The sequence below is a fragment of the Pseudomonas fluvialis genome (genome assembly GCF_002234375.1).
GTDB classification, from domain to species: Bacteria; Pseudomonadota; Gammaproteobacteria; order Pseudomonadales; family Pseudomonadaceae; genus Aquipseudomonas; species Aquipseudomonas fluvialis.
Map to the genome: position 1 here is coordinate 14,842 of NZ_NMQV01000021.1, position 15,820 is coordinate 30,661.

The 15,820-nt window shown below is 65.0% G+C and carries 11 protein-coding genes; 6 read left to right on the forward strand and 5 right to left on the reverse strand.

The window, feature by feature from the left end:
* Positions 1-23: 23 nt before the first annotated feature.
* Positions 24-1,664, reverse strand: coding sequence for a sulfatase-like hydrolase/transferase (locus tag CFY91_RS11215; RefSeq protein ID WP_229727148.1), 1,641 nt, complete (start codon positions 1,662-1,664; stop codon positions 24-26).
* Between the two features lie 218 nt (positions 1,665-1,882).
* Between CFY91_RS11215 and CFY91_RS11220 the strand changes: the two genes are divergently transcribed.
* The 4 genes from CFY91_RS11220 (at position 1,883) to CFY91_RS11235 (ending at position 6,681) form a co-directional block, all read left to right on the forward strand.
* Positions 1,883-3,109 carry a nucleoside recognition domain-containing protein gene (locus CFY91_RS11220; RefSeq protein ID WP_093986462.1) on the forward strand — a complete coding sequence of 409 codons (1,227 nt, stop codon included), beginning with the start codon at positions 1,883-1,885 and terminating at the stop codon, positions 3,107-3,109.
* 667 nt (positions 3,110-3,776) lie between these two features.
* Positions 3,777-4,823, forward strand: coding sequence for a methyl-accepting chemotaxis protein (locus CFY91_RS16435; protein ID WP_371870519.1), 1,047 nt, complete (start codon positions 3,777-3,779; stop codon positions 4,821-4,823).
* Positions 4,824-4,940: 117 nt separating this feature from the next.
* On the forward strand, positions 4,941-6,284 hold the full coding sequence (gene trhP, locus CFY91_RS11230) for a prephenate-dependent tRNA uridine(34) hydroxylase TrhP (RefSeq protein ID WP_093986464.1): 1,344 nt from the start codon (positions 4,941-4,943) through the stop codon (positions 6,282-6,284).
* Between the two features lie 160 nt (positions 6,285-6,444).
* Positions 6,445-6,681: a DUF1127 domain-containing protein gene (locus tag CFY91_RS11235; RefSeq protein WP_093986465.1), complete on the forward strand. Its 237-nt coding sequence runs from the start codon at positions 6,445-6,447 to the stop codon at positions 6,679-6,681.
* A gap of 5 nt (positions 6,682-6,686) precedes the next feature.
* Here CFY91_RS11235 and CFY91_RS11240 read toward each other — a convergent pair whose 3' ends face one another.
* Positions 6,687-9,551: a putative bifunctional diguanylate cyclase/phosphodiesterase gene (locus tag CFY91_RS11240; RefSeq protein WP_093986466.1), complete on the reverse strand. Its 2,865-nt coding sequence runs from the start codon at positions 9,549-9,551 to the stop codon at positions 6,687-6,689.
* Positions 9,552-9,746: 195 nt separating this feature from the next.
* On the opposite strand from CFY91_RS11240, the gene uvrD reads away from it, so the two are divergent.
* Together uvrD and CFY91_RS11250 are read left to right on the forward strand one after the other, a co-directional pair.
* Entirely contained in the window at positions 9,747-11,933 is a 2,187-nt protein-coding gene (uvrD, locus tag CFY91_RS11245; protein ID WP_093986550.1) for a DNA helicase II, read from the forward strand.
* 84 nt (positions 11,934-12,017) lie between these two features.
* Positions 12,018-13,130, forward strand: a complete 1,113-nt coding sequence (locus CFY91_RS11250; RefSeq protein ID WP_093986467.1) for a TRAP transporter substrate-binding protein — start codon at positions 12,018-12,020, stop codon at positions 13,128-13,130.
* Here CFY91_RS11250 and modC read toward each other — a convergent pair.
* Genes modC through modA form a run of 3 tightly spaced genes read right to left on the reverse strand, consistent with a single transcriptional unit; the run spans position 13,120 to position 15,675 of the window.
* A complete protein-coding gene (modC, locus tag CFY91_RS11255) occupies positions 13,120-14,226 on the reverse strand; it encodes a molybdenum ABC transporter ATP-binding protein (protein ID WP_093986468.1) in 1,107 nt (368 codons plus the stop codon). The genes CFY91_RS11250 and modC overlap by 11 nt on opposite strands.
* Positions 14,226-14,909 carry a molybdate ABC transporter permease subunit gene (gene modB, locus CFY91_RS11260; RefSeq protein WP_093986469.1) on the reverse strand — a complete coding sequence of 228 codons (684 nt, stop codon included), beginning with the start codon at positions 14,907-14,909 and terminating at the stop codon, positions 14,226-14,228. The genes modC and modB overlap by 1 nt, the downstream gene beginning before the upstream one ends.
* Positions 14,910-14,916: 7 nt before the next feature.
* Entirely contained in the window at positions 14,917-15,675 is a 759-nt protein-coding gene (gene modA, locus CFY91_RS11265; protein ID WP_093986470.1) for a molybdate ABC transporter substrate-binding protein, read from the reverse strand.
* Positions 15,676-15,820 lie beyond the last annotated feature (145 nt).

Consider the following 15,820-nt stretch of genomic DNA (forward strand, 5'->3'; position numbering starts at 1 on the left):
TGAGTGGCCTTGCAGGCCACTCGTCAGGGAAGCGAGGTTTCCCTTTGTAGCGCTTCCAGCCAGCGGCTGAGCAATATCGGGCGGTCATAGATCAGGCCACTGGCACCCTCCCTGACGCGCTGGATCATGTTGTCGCCAAATAGCTGCTTGCCTTGCACGAAGTGTTCGCCGGGGCGCAGGTTGGGGTTGTCTACGCGATGCCCCAGACGCTCGGCCAGCCATAGGCCGGCCTCATGATGGCTGATCCAGCGTTGCTGGCGCAGGCTGCTCAGGGCCTCTTCGGGGGCTTCGCGGGCGAGCACCATCACCGGTACTTCGGCTACCTGCGGAAGCAGGTCGTTGTGGCCCCAGCGTCCATTTTCACCGAGCAACTGACCATGGTCGCCGGTGATCAGTAGGTAGCGTTCACCGTCGAGCTGATCGAAACGGGCAATCACTTCGGCGAGCACGTCGTCGAGGTAGCCAATGGCGTTGTCGTAGGCATTGCGCTGGCGTTCTTCGCGCGGCAGGCTCGGATCGACCGGCCAGCTCGGCAACGGCTCGTTGTGCTGGTCGTAGTTCTCCTCGTAGGGCAGGTGCGCGGTACGCAGGTTGATCACGACGAAGTTGCGCTCCCCCCAGGACTGCTTGCCGAGCAGGTCGACCAGGGCATGATCGTGACGCTGCAGGAACAGCAGTGGGTGGTCCTCGCGGGTGATGCTGACGTCCAGGTGACGGCTGCCCAGGTGGCTGAGCAGTTTCGATTCCTGGGCTGAAAGCCAGTGGCTGCGAAAACCGCTGGTGCGGGCCAGGGCGAACAGGTTGTGTGATTGCTGGCGCAGCAGTTCAGGCTGGCCGGGTTCGCGAATCAGGTTAAGCAGCATGGGCAGGCTGACGGCTGTCGCTACGCCGGAAGCGATGCCTGGCCGGGCCAGCAATTCGCCCTGGCTGTGCAGGCGGCTCAGGTTGGGTGTGGTATCGCGGTGATGGCCGAACAGCCCCAGGCGATCGGTGCGCAACGAGTCGGCTACCACCACCCAGACATGCCTGGCACTGCTGGCTTGTGGGGTGATCCGGTAGGGCGCAAAAGGTGCGGCGGGCAAGGTTTCCACGGGACGAAAAGCCAGGCGCACGCCATAGAAGGCGAAGGCGTTGAAACTGTTGTGCAGGCCGCTGCGGGTCGGCCCCGGAAGGAATGAGCTGTAGTCGCGGTAGGTGGCGCGCCAGGGCTTTGCAGCCAGGACCAGGAAGAGGATCAGTAGCGCCCAGCGACTGCGTGGCAAGCGTACATAGCGTGGCAGCCAAAGGTGCAGAGCAATCAACAGGGCATAAGGCAGCAGAACGCTGGGTAGCACGTGCCAATGGTCGGCGAAGCTGGCCCAGCCGGTTTCACGGACTTCGGCAAAGTCGTCGACCAGGCTGACCAGATCGGGCGCCGCCAGCGGTTCGCCGAAGAAGGATACGTGGCTTAGCTGAATCAGCTGCATGCCGGCCAGGCCCACCAGCAGCGCCACGATCAGGCGTGGCATGGCGCATAGCCAGAGGCCCAGGGCGAACAGCCAGACTACGACCACGAAACGCAGCTCCAGCTCGGCCTGGTTGGCTGGGGTAAACAGTTGCTGGATGAAGTCATCGGCCATCAGCAGGCCGGCACTCAGGCTGCTCAACAGCAGCAGGCGAGACAAGGCTGCCTGCCAGGTCAGTGGGCTGCTAGGCAGGGAGGCAGGGGCGAGTGCTTGTAGCCACATATCCGACAATCCAACTGGGAAATAGGTGGCGCTAAGAGTCGCCCGGCGTGTAACAAGTTCAAAGGCCTACTTGTATCTGTATATGAACGCGCCGGTAGTCGTGCAGCAGGGGGCGCTGCTCGCTATCATCGCCGCACTGAACAGGGGGACAGGGCATGCTCAACGGCCTGTGGCTGAGTTTTTTCCTGGTAGCCACGCTGGCTGCCGTGATGCGCTGGATCGGCGGTGACCCGGGGGTATGGGCCGCCATGGTGGAAAGTCTGTTCGCCATGGCCAAGTTGTCGGTCGAGGTGATGGTCCTGCTATTTGGCACCCTGACCCTGTGGCTGGGCTTGTTGCGCATTGCCGAGAAAGCCGGGCTGATCGATCTGCTGGCACGCCTGCTCGGCCCTCTGTTCGCGCGCCTGATGCCCGAGGTGCCGCGTGGCCATCCGGCGCTTGGCTTGATCAGCATGAACTTCGCCGCCAATGGTCTGGGCCTGGACAACGCGGCCACGCCCATCGGCCTCAAGGCGATGAAAGCCCTGCAGGCGATCAACCCGTTGCCGCACACGGCCAGCAATGCGCAGATTCTCTTTCTGGTGCTCAACAGCTCGTCATTGACGCTGCTGCCGGTGTCGATCTTCATGTACCGCGTACAGCAAGGCGCGGCTGACCCGACGCTGGTGTTTCTGCCGATTCTCCTGGCTACCAGTGCCTCGACACTGGCCGGCCTGCTGGCGGTGGCGCTGATGCAGCGCCTGCGCTTGTGGGACCCGGTGGTGCTGGCCTATCTGCTGCCCTCGGCGCTGCTGCTCGGTGCTTTCATGGCTTTACTGGCCAGCCTCAGTGCTACAGCGCTGGCCCAGCTGTCCTCGCTGCTCGGCAATCTCAGCCTGTTCGGTTTGATCCTGCTGTTTTTGCTGGTGGGCTGGTGGCGCAAGGTGGCGGTTTACGAAAGCTTCATCGAAGGGGCGCAGGAAGGCTTCAATGTCGCCCGTGATCTGCTCCCCTACCTGGTTGCCATGCTCTGTGCCGTGGGTGTTTTGCGTGCCTCGGGCGCACTCGATCTCGGTCTGCAGGGTATCCGCTGGCTGGTTGAAGGGGCTGGTTGGGATACGCGTTTCATCGAGGCCTTGCCCACCGCGCTAATCAAGCCGTTCTCCGGCAGTGGCGCACGCGCCATGCTCATCGAGACCATGCAGACCTTCGGCGTCGATAGCTTCCCTGCCCTGCTCGCTGCCACGGTGCAGGGCAGTACGGAGACGACCTTCTACGTGCTGGCGGTGTATTTCGGCGCGGTGGGTATCCAGCGAGTACGCCATGCGGTGGGCTGTGCGCTGTTTGCCGACCTGGCCGGCATCCTGGCGGCGATTACAGTGTGTTACTGGTTTTTCGGCTGATCCGGCCGGCGCACGCTAGTCTGTAAATAAATCCTAAATATTTACCGGCGGCAGTCGTTAAACCACTTACCCCCTAGCGTTTTTTCTGGAGCTCAAGATGTCCCTACGAGCCATTAGCGTGCGTGCCCGCAACCTGCTGGGTTTTGGCCTGCTTGGCCTGATCCTGTTGACCACCGGCCTGGTGGCACTGAAACAGATCAATGTCCTGCGTCAGGATGTACTAGATATCCGCGATGGCTGGATGGAGGGGCTGGACGCCATGGGGCAGATCAAGGCCGCGCGCCTGAACATGCGCCTGCAGGAAAGCCTGGCGCTGACCATGCCTGATCAACTGGATCTGTTTGCCGAGGAGATCGAGCGCTTCAAGGGACTGGTCCAGCAGGTTGATCGCCAGTACGAGGCGACCATTACCGCCGAAGAAGTAGAGGATCGCCGGCTGTTCAACCGCTATCAGGAGTTCAGCCGTGCCTATGAGCAGGCCCTGCAGGCCGTTGTGGTCAGCCTGCGTTCGGGCAGCCCCGACCTGGCCAGCGTCGGGGCCAGCTTGCAGGCCTACAACAGCATGATCGCCGGGCTCGACGAACTCATCGTGCATAACCGCCAGGGCGCGCAACGGGCCGGCGAGGAAGCCGAAGACAGCGCCAACCAGGCACAGTGGACCTTTGCTGTGCTGTTGCTGGTGGGGCTGATCCTCACCCTGCTGACCGCCTGGTTGCTCAGCCAGAGCGTGACGGCGCCGCTCAACCAGCTCAAGGCCGTGGCTGCACGGATTGCCGGAGGTGACCTGAGCCAGGATGTGCGAGTGCATGGCGCCGACGAAATCACCGAAGTCCAGCAATCGCTGCAGCAGATGCAGGTCGCCTTGCGCGACACCCTGCTTGGCATTCAGGGCTCGGCTACCCAGCTGGCCTCGGCGGCTGACGAGATGCACGCGATTACCGAGCAGACCTCGCAGGGGATTCACCGGCAGAACGATGAGATCCAGATGGCCGCTACCGCGGTCACCGAGATGTCGGCGGCGGTCGATGAAGTGGCACGCAATGCCAACCACACGTCCGACTCGTCCCGCGAGGCTGAGCAGACCGCCCTCACCGGGCGTCGCCAGGTCAGCGTGACCCGCGACACCATCGAGCAGCTCACCGGCAAGCTGGACAACACCTCGACCACCATCAGCCGCCTGGCTGAAGAAGCCATCGGTATCGGCAAGGTGCTCGAAGTGATCCGCACCATTGCCGAGCAGACCAACCTGCTGGCGCTGAATGCCGCCATCGAGGCAGCGCGCGCGGGTGACCAGGGGCGTGGGTTTGCCGTGGTGGCTGACGAGGTGCGTGCGCTGGCCCAGCGTACACAAAGCTCCACCCAGGAAATCGAGCGCATGATCAGCGCTATCCAGAGCGCCAGCCAGGAGTCGGTCAGTGCCATGCAACAGAGCAGTGAGTTTGCCGGGCGCAGCCAGCAACTGGCCAGCGAGGCGGACGAAGCCCTGGCGCTGATCGCCCAGCGCATCAGCCAGATCAATGAAATGAACCTGGTGATTGCCAGTGCCGCCGAGCAACAGGCGCAGGTGGCCCGCGAGGTGGATCGCAACCTGGTGGCCATTCGTGATATTTCCGAGCAGAGCAGCAGCGGTGCGCAGCAGACCTCGGCGGCCAGCGACCAGCTGGCGCGCTTGGCCACCCAGCTCAACCAGATGGTCGGGCGTTTCCGCCTGTAATCCGCTGGCGCGACGCAATGGCCCGGGGGGCTGTTGCGTCGGTCGCTTGCTGACTGATTTACTCGGGTTTTTCCCGTAGAATCGCCAGCCCTGCGAAATACCCCCGAGTGTGTTGCCATGCCTGCTTCCTTCAAGCCCGAGCTGTTGTCGCCTGCCGGTACCCTGAAAAACATGCGCTATGCCTTCGCCTATGGCGCTGACGCGGTGTATGCCGGTCAGCCACGCTATAGCCTGCGGGTGCGCAACAACGAGTTCGACCATGCCAACCTGGCGCTGGGGATCAGCGAGGCGCATGCGCAGGGCAAGCAGTTCTACGTGGTAGTCAACATCGCCCCGCACAACGCCAAGCTGAAGACCTTCATCAAGGATCTTGAGCCAGTGGTGGCGATGGGCCCGGATGCGCTGATCATGTCCGACCCGGGGCTGATCATGCTGGTACGCGAGCACTTCCCGCACATGCCCATCCACCTGTCGGTGCAGGCCAACGCGGTGAACTGGGCCAGCGTGGAGTTCTGGCATCGCCAGGGGCTGAGCCGGGCCATCCTGTCGCGCGAACTGTCGCTGGAGGAAATCGGCGAGATCCGCGAAAAAGTGCCGGGCATGGAGCTGGAGGTGTTCGTCCACGGTGCGCTGTGCATGGCCTATTCCGGGCGCTGCCTGCTGTCCGGCTACATCAACAAGCGCGACCCCAACCAGGGCACCTGTACCAACGCCTGCCGTTGGGAATACAAGACCCACGAGGCCAAGGAAAACGAAGTCGGCGACATCGTGCATGTCTACGAGCCGATTGCCGTGCAGGCAGCCGAGCCAACTCTGGGCGTGGGAGCACCGACCAAGGAAGTGTTCCTCCTCGAAGACAGCAGTCGCCCGGGCGAGTACATGTCTGCCTACGAGGACGAGCACGGCACTTACATCATGAACTCCAAGGACCTGCGTGCCGTGCAGCACGTCGAGCGCCTGGTACAGATGGGCGTGCACTCGCTGAAGATCGAGGGGCGCACCAAGAGCCACTACTACTGTGCACGCACCGCGCAGGTGTACCGCAAGGCGATCGACGATGCGGTGGCCGGACGGCCGTTCGACATGAGCCTGATGGACAGCCTCGAATCGCTGGCCCACCGTGGCTATACCGAAGGTTTCCTGCGTCGCCATGTGCATGACGAGTACCAGAACTACGAGCGCGGCAATTCAGTATCCGATCGCCAGCAGTTTGTCGGCGAGTTGACCGGCGAGCGCCGTGGCGAGCTGGCCGAGGTCAAGGTGAAGAACCGTTTCGCGGTTGGCGACCGCCTGGAACTGATGACCCCGCAGGGCAATATCCATTTCACCCTGGAGCACTTGCAGAAGGCCACGGGTGAAGCCAGCGAGGTGGCCCCGGGTGATGGTCATACCCTGTACCTGCCGCTACCGCAGGACATCGACCTGAGCTATGCGCTGTTGATGCGCCACCTGCGCGACTAAACGCTCAGCACAGTTGTGGCGCGGCCGGGCAGTACAGTTCGCCGCGCGGCGCAGCTGTACCCATACAACGCAGGTTGTCTGTCTCTGGTGCGCAGGGCGTGCGGCGGCGATGCTGTAGGCACCGCTGAGAGGCCGCCGCGAGCGGCCAAGGATGAGCCACATGCACCTGCCCAGATACCTTGCCCGCCTACCCTCATGGCCCGTGTCGCCTGCACGCGGGCACAGCGATCAGTTGTTGGCCGGCCTGTTGCGCCTGCAGGCGCTCTGCCAGCGCTGGCGACAGAATGCCCGCACGCGGCGTCAGCTGGCCCAGCTCGATCCACGCCTGCTCGGTGATGCCGGTATCGGCTTTGCCGAGCGCCAGGCTGAACTGGACAAGCCCTGCTGGCGTGACTGAGCGGCTCAGGCGTGGCCGCTGCTGGCCTGGTGGGCGTGCAGGGTCTCGATGAACTGGCCGGCCGGCACCGGCCGGCTGATCAGGTAGCCCTGGATTTCGTCGCACTTGTGCTGGCGCAGGAAGTCCAGCTGCTCGCGGGTTTCCACTCCTTCGGCGACGACCTTGAGCTCCATGCTATGCGCCATGGCGATGATCGCCCGGGTGATGGCGGCATCTTCGCCACCGCTGGACAGGTCGCGGATGAAGGTCTGGTCGATCTTCACGTAGTCGGCCGGGAAGCGCTTGAGGTAGCTCAGCGATGAATAGCCGGTGCCGAAGTCGTCGATCGACAGCTTGACGCCCAGTTCACGCAACTGGTGGAAGATGGCAATGACGTTTTCCACGTTGTCGAGCAGCTGGCTTTCGGTCAGCTCCAGCTCCAGTGAGGCCGGCGGCAGGCCGCTTTCCTCCAGTGCCAGGCGTACCAGGCTGGTCAGGTTGCCCTGGCGCAGCTGATGGACCGAGAGGTTCACCGAGACGCGAATGTCGGCCAGTCCGCTCTGCCGCCAGGCCTGGGCCTGCTGGCAGGCCTGCTGCAGGACAAATTCGCCGATCGGCACGATCAGTCCGTTTTCCTCAGCCAGGCCGATGAACTCTACCGGCGGGACCAGGCCGCGTTGCGGGTGGTTCCAGCGCACCAGCGCCTCGGCGGCGCGGATCTGTCCGTCGCGCAAGTCCAGCTTGGGTTGGTAGTAGACCTCCAGCTGGCCTTCGTCGACGGCCTTGCGCAGCTGGTTCTCCAGCTGCAGGCGTTCGACCGTGCAGGCCTGCAGGCTGTCGTTGTAGAACTGGAAGGTATTGCCGCCCAGGTGCTTGGCATGCTGCATGGCCATGTTGGCCTGGGCCAGCAGGGCCGGCACCTCCGGTGCGTTGTCCGGCAGCAGGCTGATGCCCAGCGAGGCGCTGATGATCAGTTCGTGTCCGCCGATTTCCATGGGCAGGCGCAGCTTGCTGAGTAGACGACTGGCCAGGCGGGCCAGGCTGGCCAGTCCGCCGTGCTGGTCGAGCAGTACGGCGAATTCGTCGCCGGACAGGCGGGCAATGCACAGCGCCTGGGGGATGCACTGGTTGATACGTCGGCTGATCTGGCGCAGCAACTGGTCGGCCACCTCATGGCCGAGGGTGTCGTTGAGCAGCTTGAAGCGGTCCAGGTCGATGTGCAGCAGGGCCAGGCTGTCACTGCTGCCGCGGCTCTGGGCGGCGGCTTCGGCCAGGCGCTCCTTGAATAGGGTGCGGTTGGCCAGGCCGGTCAGTTCGTCGTAATGGGAGAGGAAGCGCAGGCGTTCCTCGGCTTCGCGTCGGGTGGTCAGGTCGGCAAAAAAGCCGACGATATGGCTGACCTTGCCACGGTTGTCGCGCACCACGTTGAGCTGTAGCCACTGGGGGTACAGCTCACCGTTCTTGCGTCGTTCGAGCAGCTCACCCTGCCAACTGCCCTGCTGCTCCAGCTCCAGGCGAATGCGCTGGTATTGCTGGCGGGCTTCTTCACTGCCGATCAGGCGCAGCACGTTACTGCCCAGCACTTCTTCGCGACGATGCCCGGTGACCTGGGTGAACGCCTGGTTGATGGCCAGAATGCGGTATTGCTCGGAGAGGATGATGATCCCTTCGCTGGCCGCTTCGAACACCGTGGACGCCAGGCGCTGCTCTTCCTCGCGCAGCTTGCGTGCGGTGATATCGCGGCGCGTGCCGATCATCCGCAATACCGTACCGTCGGCGGCGCGCTCCACGGCCCGGCCGCGGTCTTCGATCCACAGCCAGCGGCCATCTTCATGACGGATACGGTATTCCACGGCGTAGCCGTCGCTGCGCCCCTTCATGTGCTCGACCAGGGCGCGGCGCAAGGTCGGCAGGTCATCCGGGTGCAGGCGCGGCTTGAGGTCGGCCAGTACCGCGACCGACTGGCTGTCCAGGCCGAACAGTTCGCGCAACTGCGAGTGGTGCACCTGGTCGCTGACCAGATCCCAGTCCCACAGGCCCAGCTGGCTGGCCTCCAGGGCCAGGGCCAGGCGGGTCTCGCTCTTGCTCAGCGCATGGGTAGTTTCGTCCAGTTCCAGGGTGCGCTGGGCAACGCGCATTTCCAGCTCGGCCTGCGCGGCACGCAACTCGCGTTCGGCATGCCGGCGTTGTTCCACTTCGCGGGCCAGCTCGCTGTTCAACTGGTCGGCCTGCAGCTTGGCCTGGCCGAGGTTGTCGATCAGCGCCAGGTTGTGCAGGCGGCGCAGCAGGTTGCCAGTGAGCAGGCGGTTGACCTGCAGGCCGGTGACCAGCAGGCCCAGACCAAAGATCAGGCACAGCAGGCCCCAGCTGCGCAGGGCCGGGTTGTCGCTGAGCAACAGGAAGGTGGTGCTGGGCAGCATGCACGGCAGGGTGAAGGCCAGGAAGGCGGTCTTGCTGACCGCGTAGGCCGTGCACGAGCTGAGGATGGCGGTGGCAATCAGGCCGAACAGCAGGGCCTGTTGCAGGGGGTTGTCCACCGGCAGGAAGAACACCACCGCGCAGGCCAGGCTCAGGCCGCTGGCGGCGGCACCGAGCAGGAAGCGTTGCCGCCAGCGCGGCTGGGCCTGTAGCGGCGGGCTGGCGCGGTTGAAGGCGTACACCTGTTGCAGACGTAGCAGGGCGATAACCACCAGGCTGACCAGCCAGCTGGCCAGCCATGGACTGTTGCCGGGGCTCCACAGCAGGCCGGTGCAGGCCAGGCCAACCAGCAGCATGAGCAAGGTGGGGGTTTGCGAACCCTGGTAGAGCAAGCGGGTGCGTTCGAGGGCAATGTCCTGCGTCGGCGGACGGGCAGCCGGCGTGGAAGACGCGGAAGGTGGCACTGCAGTCATGGGCGCTCTTTTTATAGTTGTTCGCCAGATGCAACCGAGCATACCCAAGCACCTGCGCTGACCCAAGGGTCATGTACAAGAAAAGTGCTCTGGCCTGCGGCGGCAAGCGTTGTGAGCGACTGTATACAGGAATTTGCCCGGGCGCCAAACAGCAGCGAAACGACAAGTGCCGGGCAACCCGATAGAATGCCGGCCATGCATGACGACATCTCCCATCTGCTCAACGCCCTCAACGAGGCCCAACGCCAGGCGGTCGCCGCTCCACTGGGACGCCAGCGCGTACTGGCCGGCGCCGGTTCCGGCAAGACCCGCGTGCTGGTGCACCGTATCGCCTGGCTGATCCAGGTCGAAGGCGCTTCGCCGCACAGCATCCTGTCGGTCACCTTTACCAACAAGGCGGCGGCGGAAATGCGCCAGCGCATCGAGCAACTGCTGGGCATCAGCCCGCAGGGCATGTGGGTAGGGACCTTCCATGGCCTGGCCCATCGGCTGTTGCGCGCGCACTGGCGTGAGGCGGGGTTGGCGGAGAATTTCCAGATCCTCGACAGCGATGACCAGCAGCGCCTGGTCAAGCGGGTGATCCGCGAGCTGGGCCTGGACGAGCAGCGCTGGCCGGCCCGCCAGGCACAATGGTTCATCAACGGGCAGAAGGACGAAGGCCTGCGCCCGCAGAATATCCAGGCCAGTGGTGATCATTTCCTCGCCACCCTGCGCAACATCTATGAAGCCTACGAAGCCGCCTGCGCGCGCGCCGGGGCAGTGGACTTCGCCGAGCTGCTGCTGCGTGCGCTGGAACTGTGGCGCAACCATCCCGGCCTGCTGCAGCACTACCAGCAGCGTTTCCGGCACATCCTGGTGGACGAGTTCCAGGATACCAACGCGGTGCAGTATGCCTGGCTGCGTCTGCTGGCCCAGGGGGGCGCGAGCCTCATGGTGGTCGGCGACGATGACCAGTCGATCTATGGCTGGCGTGGTGCGCGTATCGAGAATATCCAGCAGTTCGCCGATGACTTCGCCGATGCGCAGAGTATCCGCCTGGAGCAGAACTACCGCTCCACCGGCACCATCCTGCAGGCCGCCAACGCACTGATTGCCAATAACCAGGGGCGTTTGGGCAAGGAGCTGTGGACGGAGGGCCAGGACGGCGAGCCGATCAGCCTGTTTGCTGGCTTCAACGAGTATGACGAAGCGCGCTACGTGGTCGAGTGCATCGAGGAGGCCTTGCGCAAGGACGGCCTCAGGCGCAGCGACATGGCCATCCTCTACCGCTCCAACGCGCAGTCGCGGGTGCTTGAGGAAGCGCTGCTGCGCGAACGCATTCCCTACCGTATCTATGGCGGCCAGCGCTTTTTCGAGCGCGCCGAGATCAAGAATGCCCTGGCCTACCTGCGGCTGATCCGTCTGCGCGATGACGATGCCGCGCTGGAGCGGGTGATCAACCTGCCGGCCCGCGGGATTGGCGAGAAAACCGTCGAAGGCCTGCGCGAAGTGGCCCGCCAGCAGGGCACCTCGCTGTGGCGCAGTATCCAGCAGCAACTGGCCGCCAAGGCCCTGCCGGGGCGTGCGGCCAGCGCGCTGGCCGGCTTCTGTGCATTGATCGACGAGCTGCAGGAGCGGGTCACTGACCTGCCCCTGCACCTGCTGGCGCAGACGGTGATCGAGCGCAGCGGGCTGATCGACTACCACAAGGCGGAAAAGGGCGAGAAAGGCCAGGCCCGCGTGGAGAACCTGCAGGAGCTGGTGAGTGCCGCGCGCACCTTCGAGACTGCCGAGGACGAGCTGTCGCCGCTGGCCGCTTTCCTCGACCATGCGGCGCTGGAAGCCGGCGATACCCAGGCCGAGGAGTTCGAGGACAGCGTGCAGCTGATGACCCTGCACAGTGCCAAAGGCCTGGAGTTTCCCCTGGTCTTCCTGGTCGGCATGGAAGAAGGACTGTTCCCGCACAAGATGAGCCTGGAGGAGCCGGGGCGCCTGGAAGAGGAACGGCGCCTGGCCTATGTCGGCATTACCCGCGCCATGCAGCGCCTGGTAATGACCTACGCGGAAACCCGCCGCCTGTACGGCAGTGAAACCTACAACAAGGTCTCGCGTTTCGTACGTGAGGTGCCCGCCCAGTTGCTGCGCGAGGTGCGCCTGTCCGGCAGTGTCAGCCGGCCGTTCAGCGGCAGCAGCCAGAGTGGTTTCGGCAACAGTCTTTTTGCCGGCGCCGAGGTGCCGCAAACCGGTTTCAGCCTGGGCCAGCGTGTGCAGCATGCGCTGTTCGGCGAGGGGGTGATCCTCAACTTCGAGGGCAGTGGCGCGCAGGCTCGGGTGCAGGTCAACTTCGACCATGAAGGCAGCAAGTGGCTGATGCTCAGCTACGCCAAGCTGCAGCCCCTGTAGCCTGTCTCCCCGTTTGCCGCTAGGTCATCAGACGTGGCGGCCGTTATCATCGCCCGCCGCCCACCCTTCACCTGGAGTCCGCCCATGCAACGACGCTCCCTGTTCACCGCCGCCCTGCTGGCCGGCAGCCTGGCCCTGTTTGGCTGCCAGGAGCCACAAGACAGCGCAGCGGCGCAAGCCAGCCCCGCGCCCGCGCCGCAAACCTGGAAGATGGTTACCGCCTGGCCGAAGAACTATCCCGGCCTGGGTACCGCCGCTGAGCGCTTTGCCCAGCGGGTCGAGGCGATGAGCGGTGGCCGCCTGAAGATCAAGGTGTATGCCGCCGGTGAGCTGGTGCCGGCACTGGAAGTGTTCGATGCGGTGTCCCGCGGCACTGCCGAACTGGGCCATGGCGCTGCCTACTACTGGAAAGGCAAGGTGCCGGCCGCGCAGTTCTTCACCGCCGTGCCATTCGGCCTGTCGACCCTGGAAATGAACGCTTGGGTTACCCATGGCGGCGGTCTGGCACTCTGGCAGGAAGCCTATGCGCCCTATGGTGTACGGCCTTTGCTGGTGGGCAACTCGACCATGCAGATGGGTGGCTGGTTCAACAAGGAAATCAACCAGCTGGATGACCTCAAGGGCCTGAAGATCCGCATGCCCGGGCTGGGTGGCGAAGTCCTCGGTCGACTGGGCGCGACCCCGGTCAACCTGCCCGGTGGCGAGGTATTTACCGCCCTGCAGACCGGGGCCATCGATGCCAGCGACTGGGTCAGCCCGTACAACGACCTGGCCTTCGGCCTGCACAAGGCGGCGCGCTATTACTACTACCCGGGCTGGCAGGAGCCGCAGGCGACCATCGAGCTGCTGGTCAACGAACAGGCCCTGGCCGGCTTGCCGGAGGACCTGCGGGCCATCGTCGAGGAAGCCGCGGCGGCCGCCAACCAGCACATGCAGAGCGACTATGTGTACAACAACGCGCGCGCCCTCGGCGAACTGCAGGCGGCTGGTGTGCAGCTGCGGCGCTTCCCCGACGAGGTACTGGTAGCGCTGCGCGAGCAGTCCATGGCCCTGCTCGGCGAGCTGGCCGGGCAGGATGAACTGCACGGGCGTATCTGGCAGTCGATGCAGGACTTCCAGCGCCAGGCGGCGGTCATGCACGCACTCAGCGAGCAGCAGCTGTACAACTGGCGGGAAGCGCCGGCCGTCAACCGTTGAGTAGTGACACCGACTTGAGCTGTGCCCACAGCGCCTGGCCGCTGTGGATGCCCAGCTGGTCGAAGGAATAGCGGGTGATGCGTGCCAGCAACTGCTGGCCGCCCGGCAGTTGCAGGCGCACCTGCACGTAGCTCAGTTGCGGCACCTCCTGCCAGTCGCAGACGCGCACCGCCAGGTGGTTGAGCAGGCTGCTGTGCTGCACCTGGGCCAGGCTCAGGCCGACATCGCGGGCGCGCACCTTGAGGCGTAGCGGGGTGCCGGGCGCGACCGCCTGACGCGCCGGCTGCAGCAGCCGGCTCTGTTCATCCAGCTGCACCGCCTGCAGGCCGTAGTGCTCATCGAATGCGCCGGCCAGGCCGTGCAGCACGGCCTGTGCATCCTCCTCTTGGAACATCGGCAGGTCATGGCGCAGCAGGGTTTCCTGCAACGGCCCGCAGGCGCGTACGCGGCCCTCCTCCAGCACGACCAGGTGATCGGCCAGGCGCGCCACCTCGTCCGGGGCGTGGCTGACATACAGTAGCGGGATGTCCAGCTCGCGCTGCAGGCGCTCCAGGTAGGGCATGACTTCCTGGCGGCGCTGCAGGTCCAGCGAGGCCAGTGGTTCGTCCATCAGCAGCAGGCGCGGACTGGTCAGCAGGGCGCGGGCGATACCGACGCGCTGTCGTTCGCCGCCGGACAGACGTCCCGGCAGGCGCTGCAGCAGGTGGCCGATACCGAGTAGGTCGACGGCCTGCTGCAGGGCGACCTGACGCGCCGCACGGGGAATGCGCCGGCTGCCGTAGAGCAGGTTGTCGCGCACGTCGAGGTGGGCAAACAGGTTGGCTTCCTGGAACACATAGCCGATCGGCCGGCGGTAGGTGGGCACGAACAGGCCACGCGCGCTGTCCTGCCAGCAGTCGCCGTTGACCGCCAGGTAGCCGGTGCCGGCCTGTTCCAGCCCGGCGACGCAGCGCAGGCAACTGGTCTTGCCCGAGCCGGAGTGGCCGAACAGTGCGGTGATACCGCGTCCGGGCAGTTGCAGGTCGATATCCAGGCAAAAGCCCGGATGTTGCAGGACGAAACGCGCCTGGATCTGCGCCGGGTCGTGCATGCTCATCAGCTCCAGCCCTGGCGGTTCTGTCGCCCGGCATACAGCAACAGCAGGATCAGGAAGGAAAACAGCAGCATGCCGCCGGCCAGCCAGTGCGCCTGGGCGTAGTGCATGCCTTCCACGTGGTTGTAGATCTGGATGGCCACCACCTGGGTCTTGCCGGGGATGTTGCCGCCGATCATCAGCACCACGCCAAACTCGCCCAGGGTATGCGCAAAACTCAGCGTGGCGGCGGTCAGGAAGCCTGGCCGGGCCAGCGGCACGACCACTGTGAAGAAGCTGTCCAGTGGCGAGGCGCGCAGGGTGGCGGCGGCTTCCAGCGGGGCGCGGCCGATCGCCTCGAAGGCGTTTTGCAGCGGCTGCACGACAAACGGCAGCGAGCAGAGCGCCGCACCGATCAGCAGGCCGCTGAAACTGAAGGTCAGCGTGCCCAGGCCGAGGCTTTGCGTGAGCTGGCCAATCCAGCCGTGCGGGCCGAGCAGCACCAGCAGGTAGAAACCCAGCACGGTAGGCGGCAGCACCAGCGGCAAGGCTACCAGGGCACTGACCAGGCGCTTGCTCCAGCGTCGACGGCTGTGTGCCAGCCACCAGGCCAGCGGGGTGCCTAGTAGCAGGAGCAGCAGAGTGGTCAGGCTGGCCAGTTGCAGGCTCAGGCCAATCGCCGCGAAGTCGTTCTGGGTCAGCGGCATGCGGGCTTCAATCCGCCAGGTCGTAGCCGAAGGCGCGAATCACCTCGGCGGCTTGCGGGCTTTGCAGGAAGTCCAGCCAGGCCTGGGCGGCGGGATTGTCACGGCCCCTGTTGAGCAGCAGGGCATCCTGGTGGAGCGGTGTATGCAGGTTGGCCGGTACCTGCCAGGCCGAACCGCTGCTGATACGCCCGTCCCGGTAGACCTGCGCCAGGGCGATGAAACCCAGCTCGGCATTGCCGCTGGCGATGAACTGCTGGGTCTGGCTGATGCTCTGGCCTTCCACCAGGCGTTCAGCCAGGTGCTCACGCAGGCCCAGCTGCTCCAGGGTCTGCAGCGCCGCCAGGCCGTAGGGCGCCGTCTGCGGGTTGGCGATGGCCAGATGACGGAATTTCCCGGCGTGCAGGGCGGCCGGCGTGCCGTCCAGGTAGTCCGGCTGGGCCGACCACAGCACCAGCTTGCCGGTGGCATAGGTGAAACGCGAAGCGGCCACGCCCTCGCCTTCCTCGATCAGCCTGCGCGGCGTGCTGCTGTCTGCCGACAGCAACACCTCGAAGGGGGCACCGTGGCGAATCTGCGCATACAACTGGCCGGTAGCGGCAAAGGCGCCGACCGCCTGGTGGCCGGTGGCCTGCTCGAACAGCGGCGCCAAGGCCTGGAACGGTGCGGTGAAGTTCGCCGCTACCGCCACCTGCAGGGAGCCTGCCCAGCTGGGCAGGCTGCTGCTCAGGGCAAAGACCAGCAAGACAGGGCGGACGGGTCTGCGCATACGCGATGCTCCTCGGCAGGACAGGTGCGCAGCCTAACGGCTGCAGCAGCCGGCGTACGCCCGTATACCTCTTAATGGGTAGTGATACCCGCAAGGTTGGCTGACGGGCCGCCACGCATGGATGGTGAGGCGGCTGTTTGACGAA

Bases quoted from the DNA above. Each gene is read 5' to 3' on its own strand.
- uvrD (WP_093986550.1), top strand. From the start codon at position 9,747: ATGCATGACGACATCTCCCATCTGCTCAACGCCCTCAACGAGGCCCAA.
- CFY91_RS11235 (WP_093986465.1), top strand. From the start codon at position 6,445: ATGCACCTGCCCAGATACCTTGCCCGCCTACCCTCATGGCCCGTGTCG.
- CFY91_RS11240 (WP_093986466.1), bottom strand. From the start codon at position 9,551: ATGACTGCAGTGCCACCTTCCGCGTCTTCCACGCCGGCTGCCCGTCCG.
- CFY91_RS11250 (WP_093986467.1), top strand. From the start codon at position 12,018: ATGCAACGACGCTCCCTGTTCACCGCCGCCCTGCTGGCCGGCAGCCTG.
- modB (WP_093986469.1), bottom strand. From the start codon at position 14,909: ATGCCGCTGACCCAGAACGACTTCGCGGCGATTGGCCTGAGCCTGCAA.
- modA (WP_093986470.1), bottom strand. From the start codon at position 15,675: ATGCGCAGACCCGTCCGCCCTGTCTTGCTGGTCTTTGCCCTGAGCAGC.
- modC (WP_093986468.1), bottom strand. From the start codon at position 14,226: ATGAGCATGCACGACCCGGCGCAGATCCAGGCGCGTTTCGTCCTGCAA.
- trhP (WP_093986464.1), top strand. From the start codon at position 4,941: ATGCCTGCTTCCTTCAAGCCCGAGCTGTTGTCGCCTGCCGGTACCCTG.
- CFY91_RS11220 (WP_093986462.1), top strand. From the start codon at position 1,883: ATGCTCAACGGCCTGTGGCTGAGTTTTTTCCTGGTAGCCACGCTGGCT.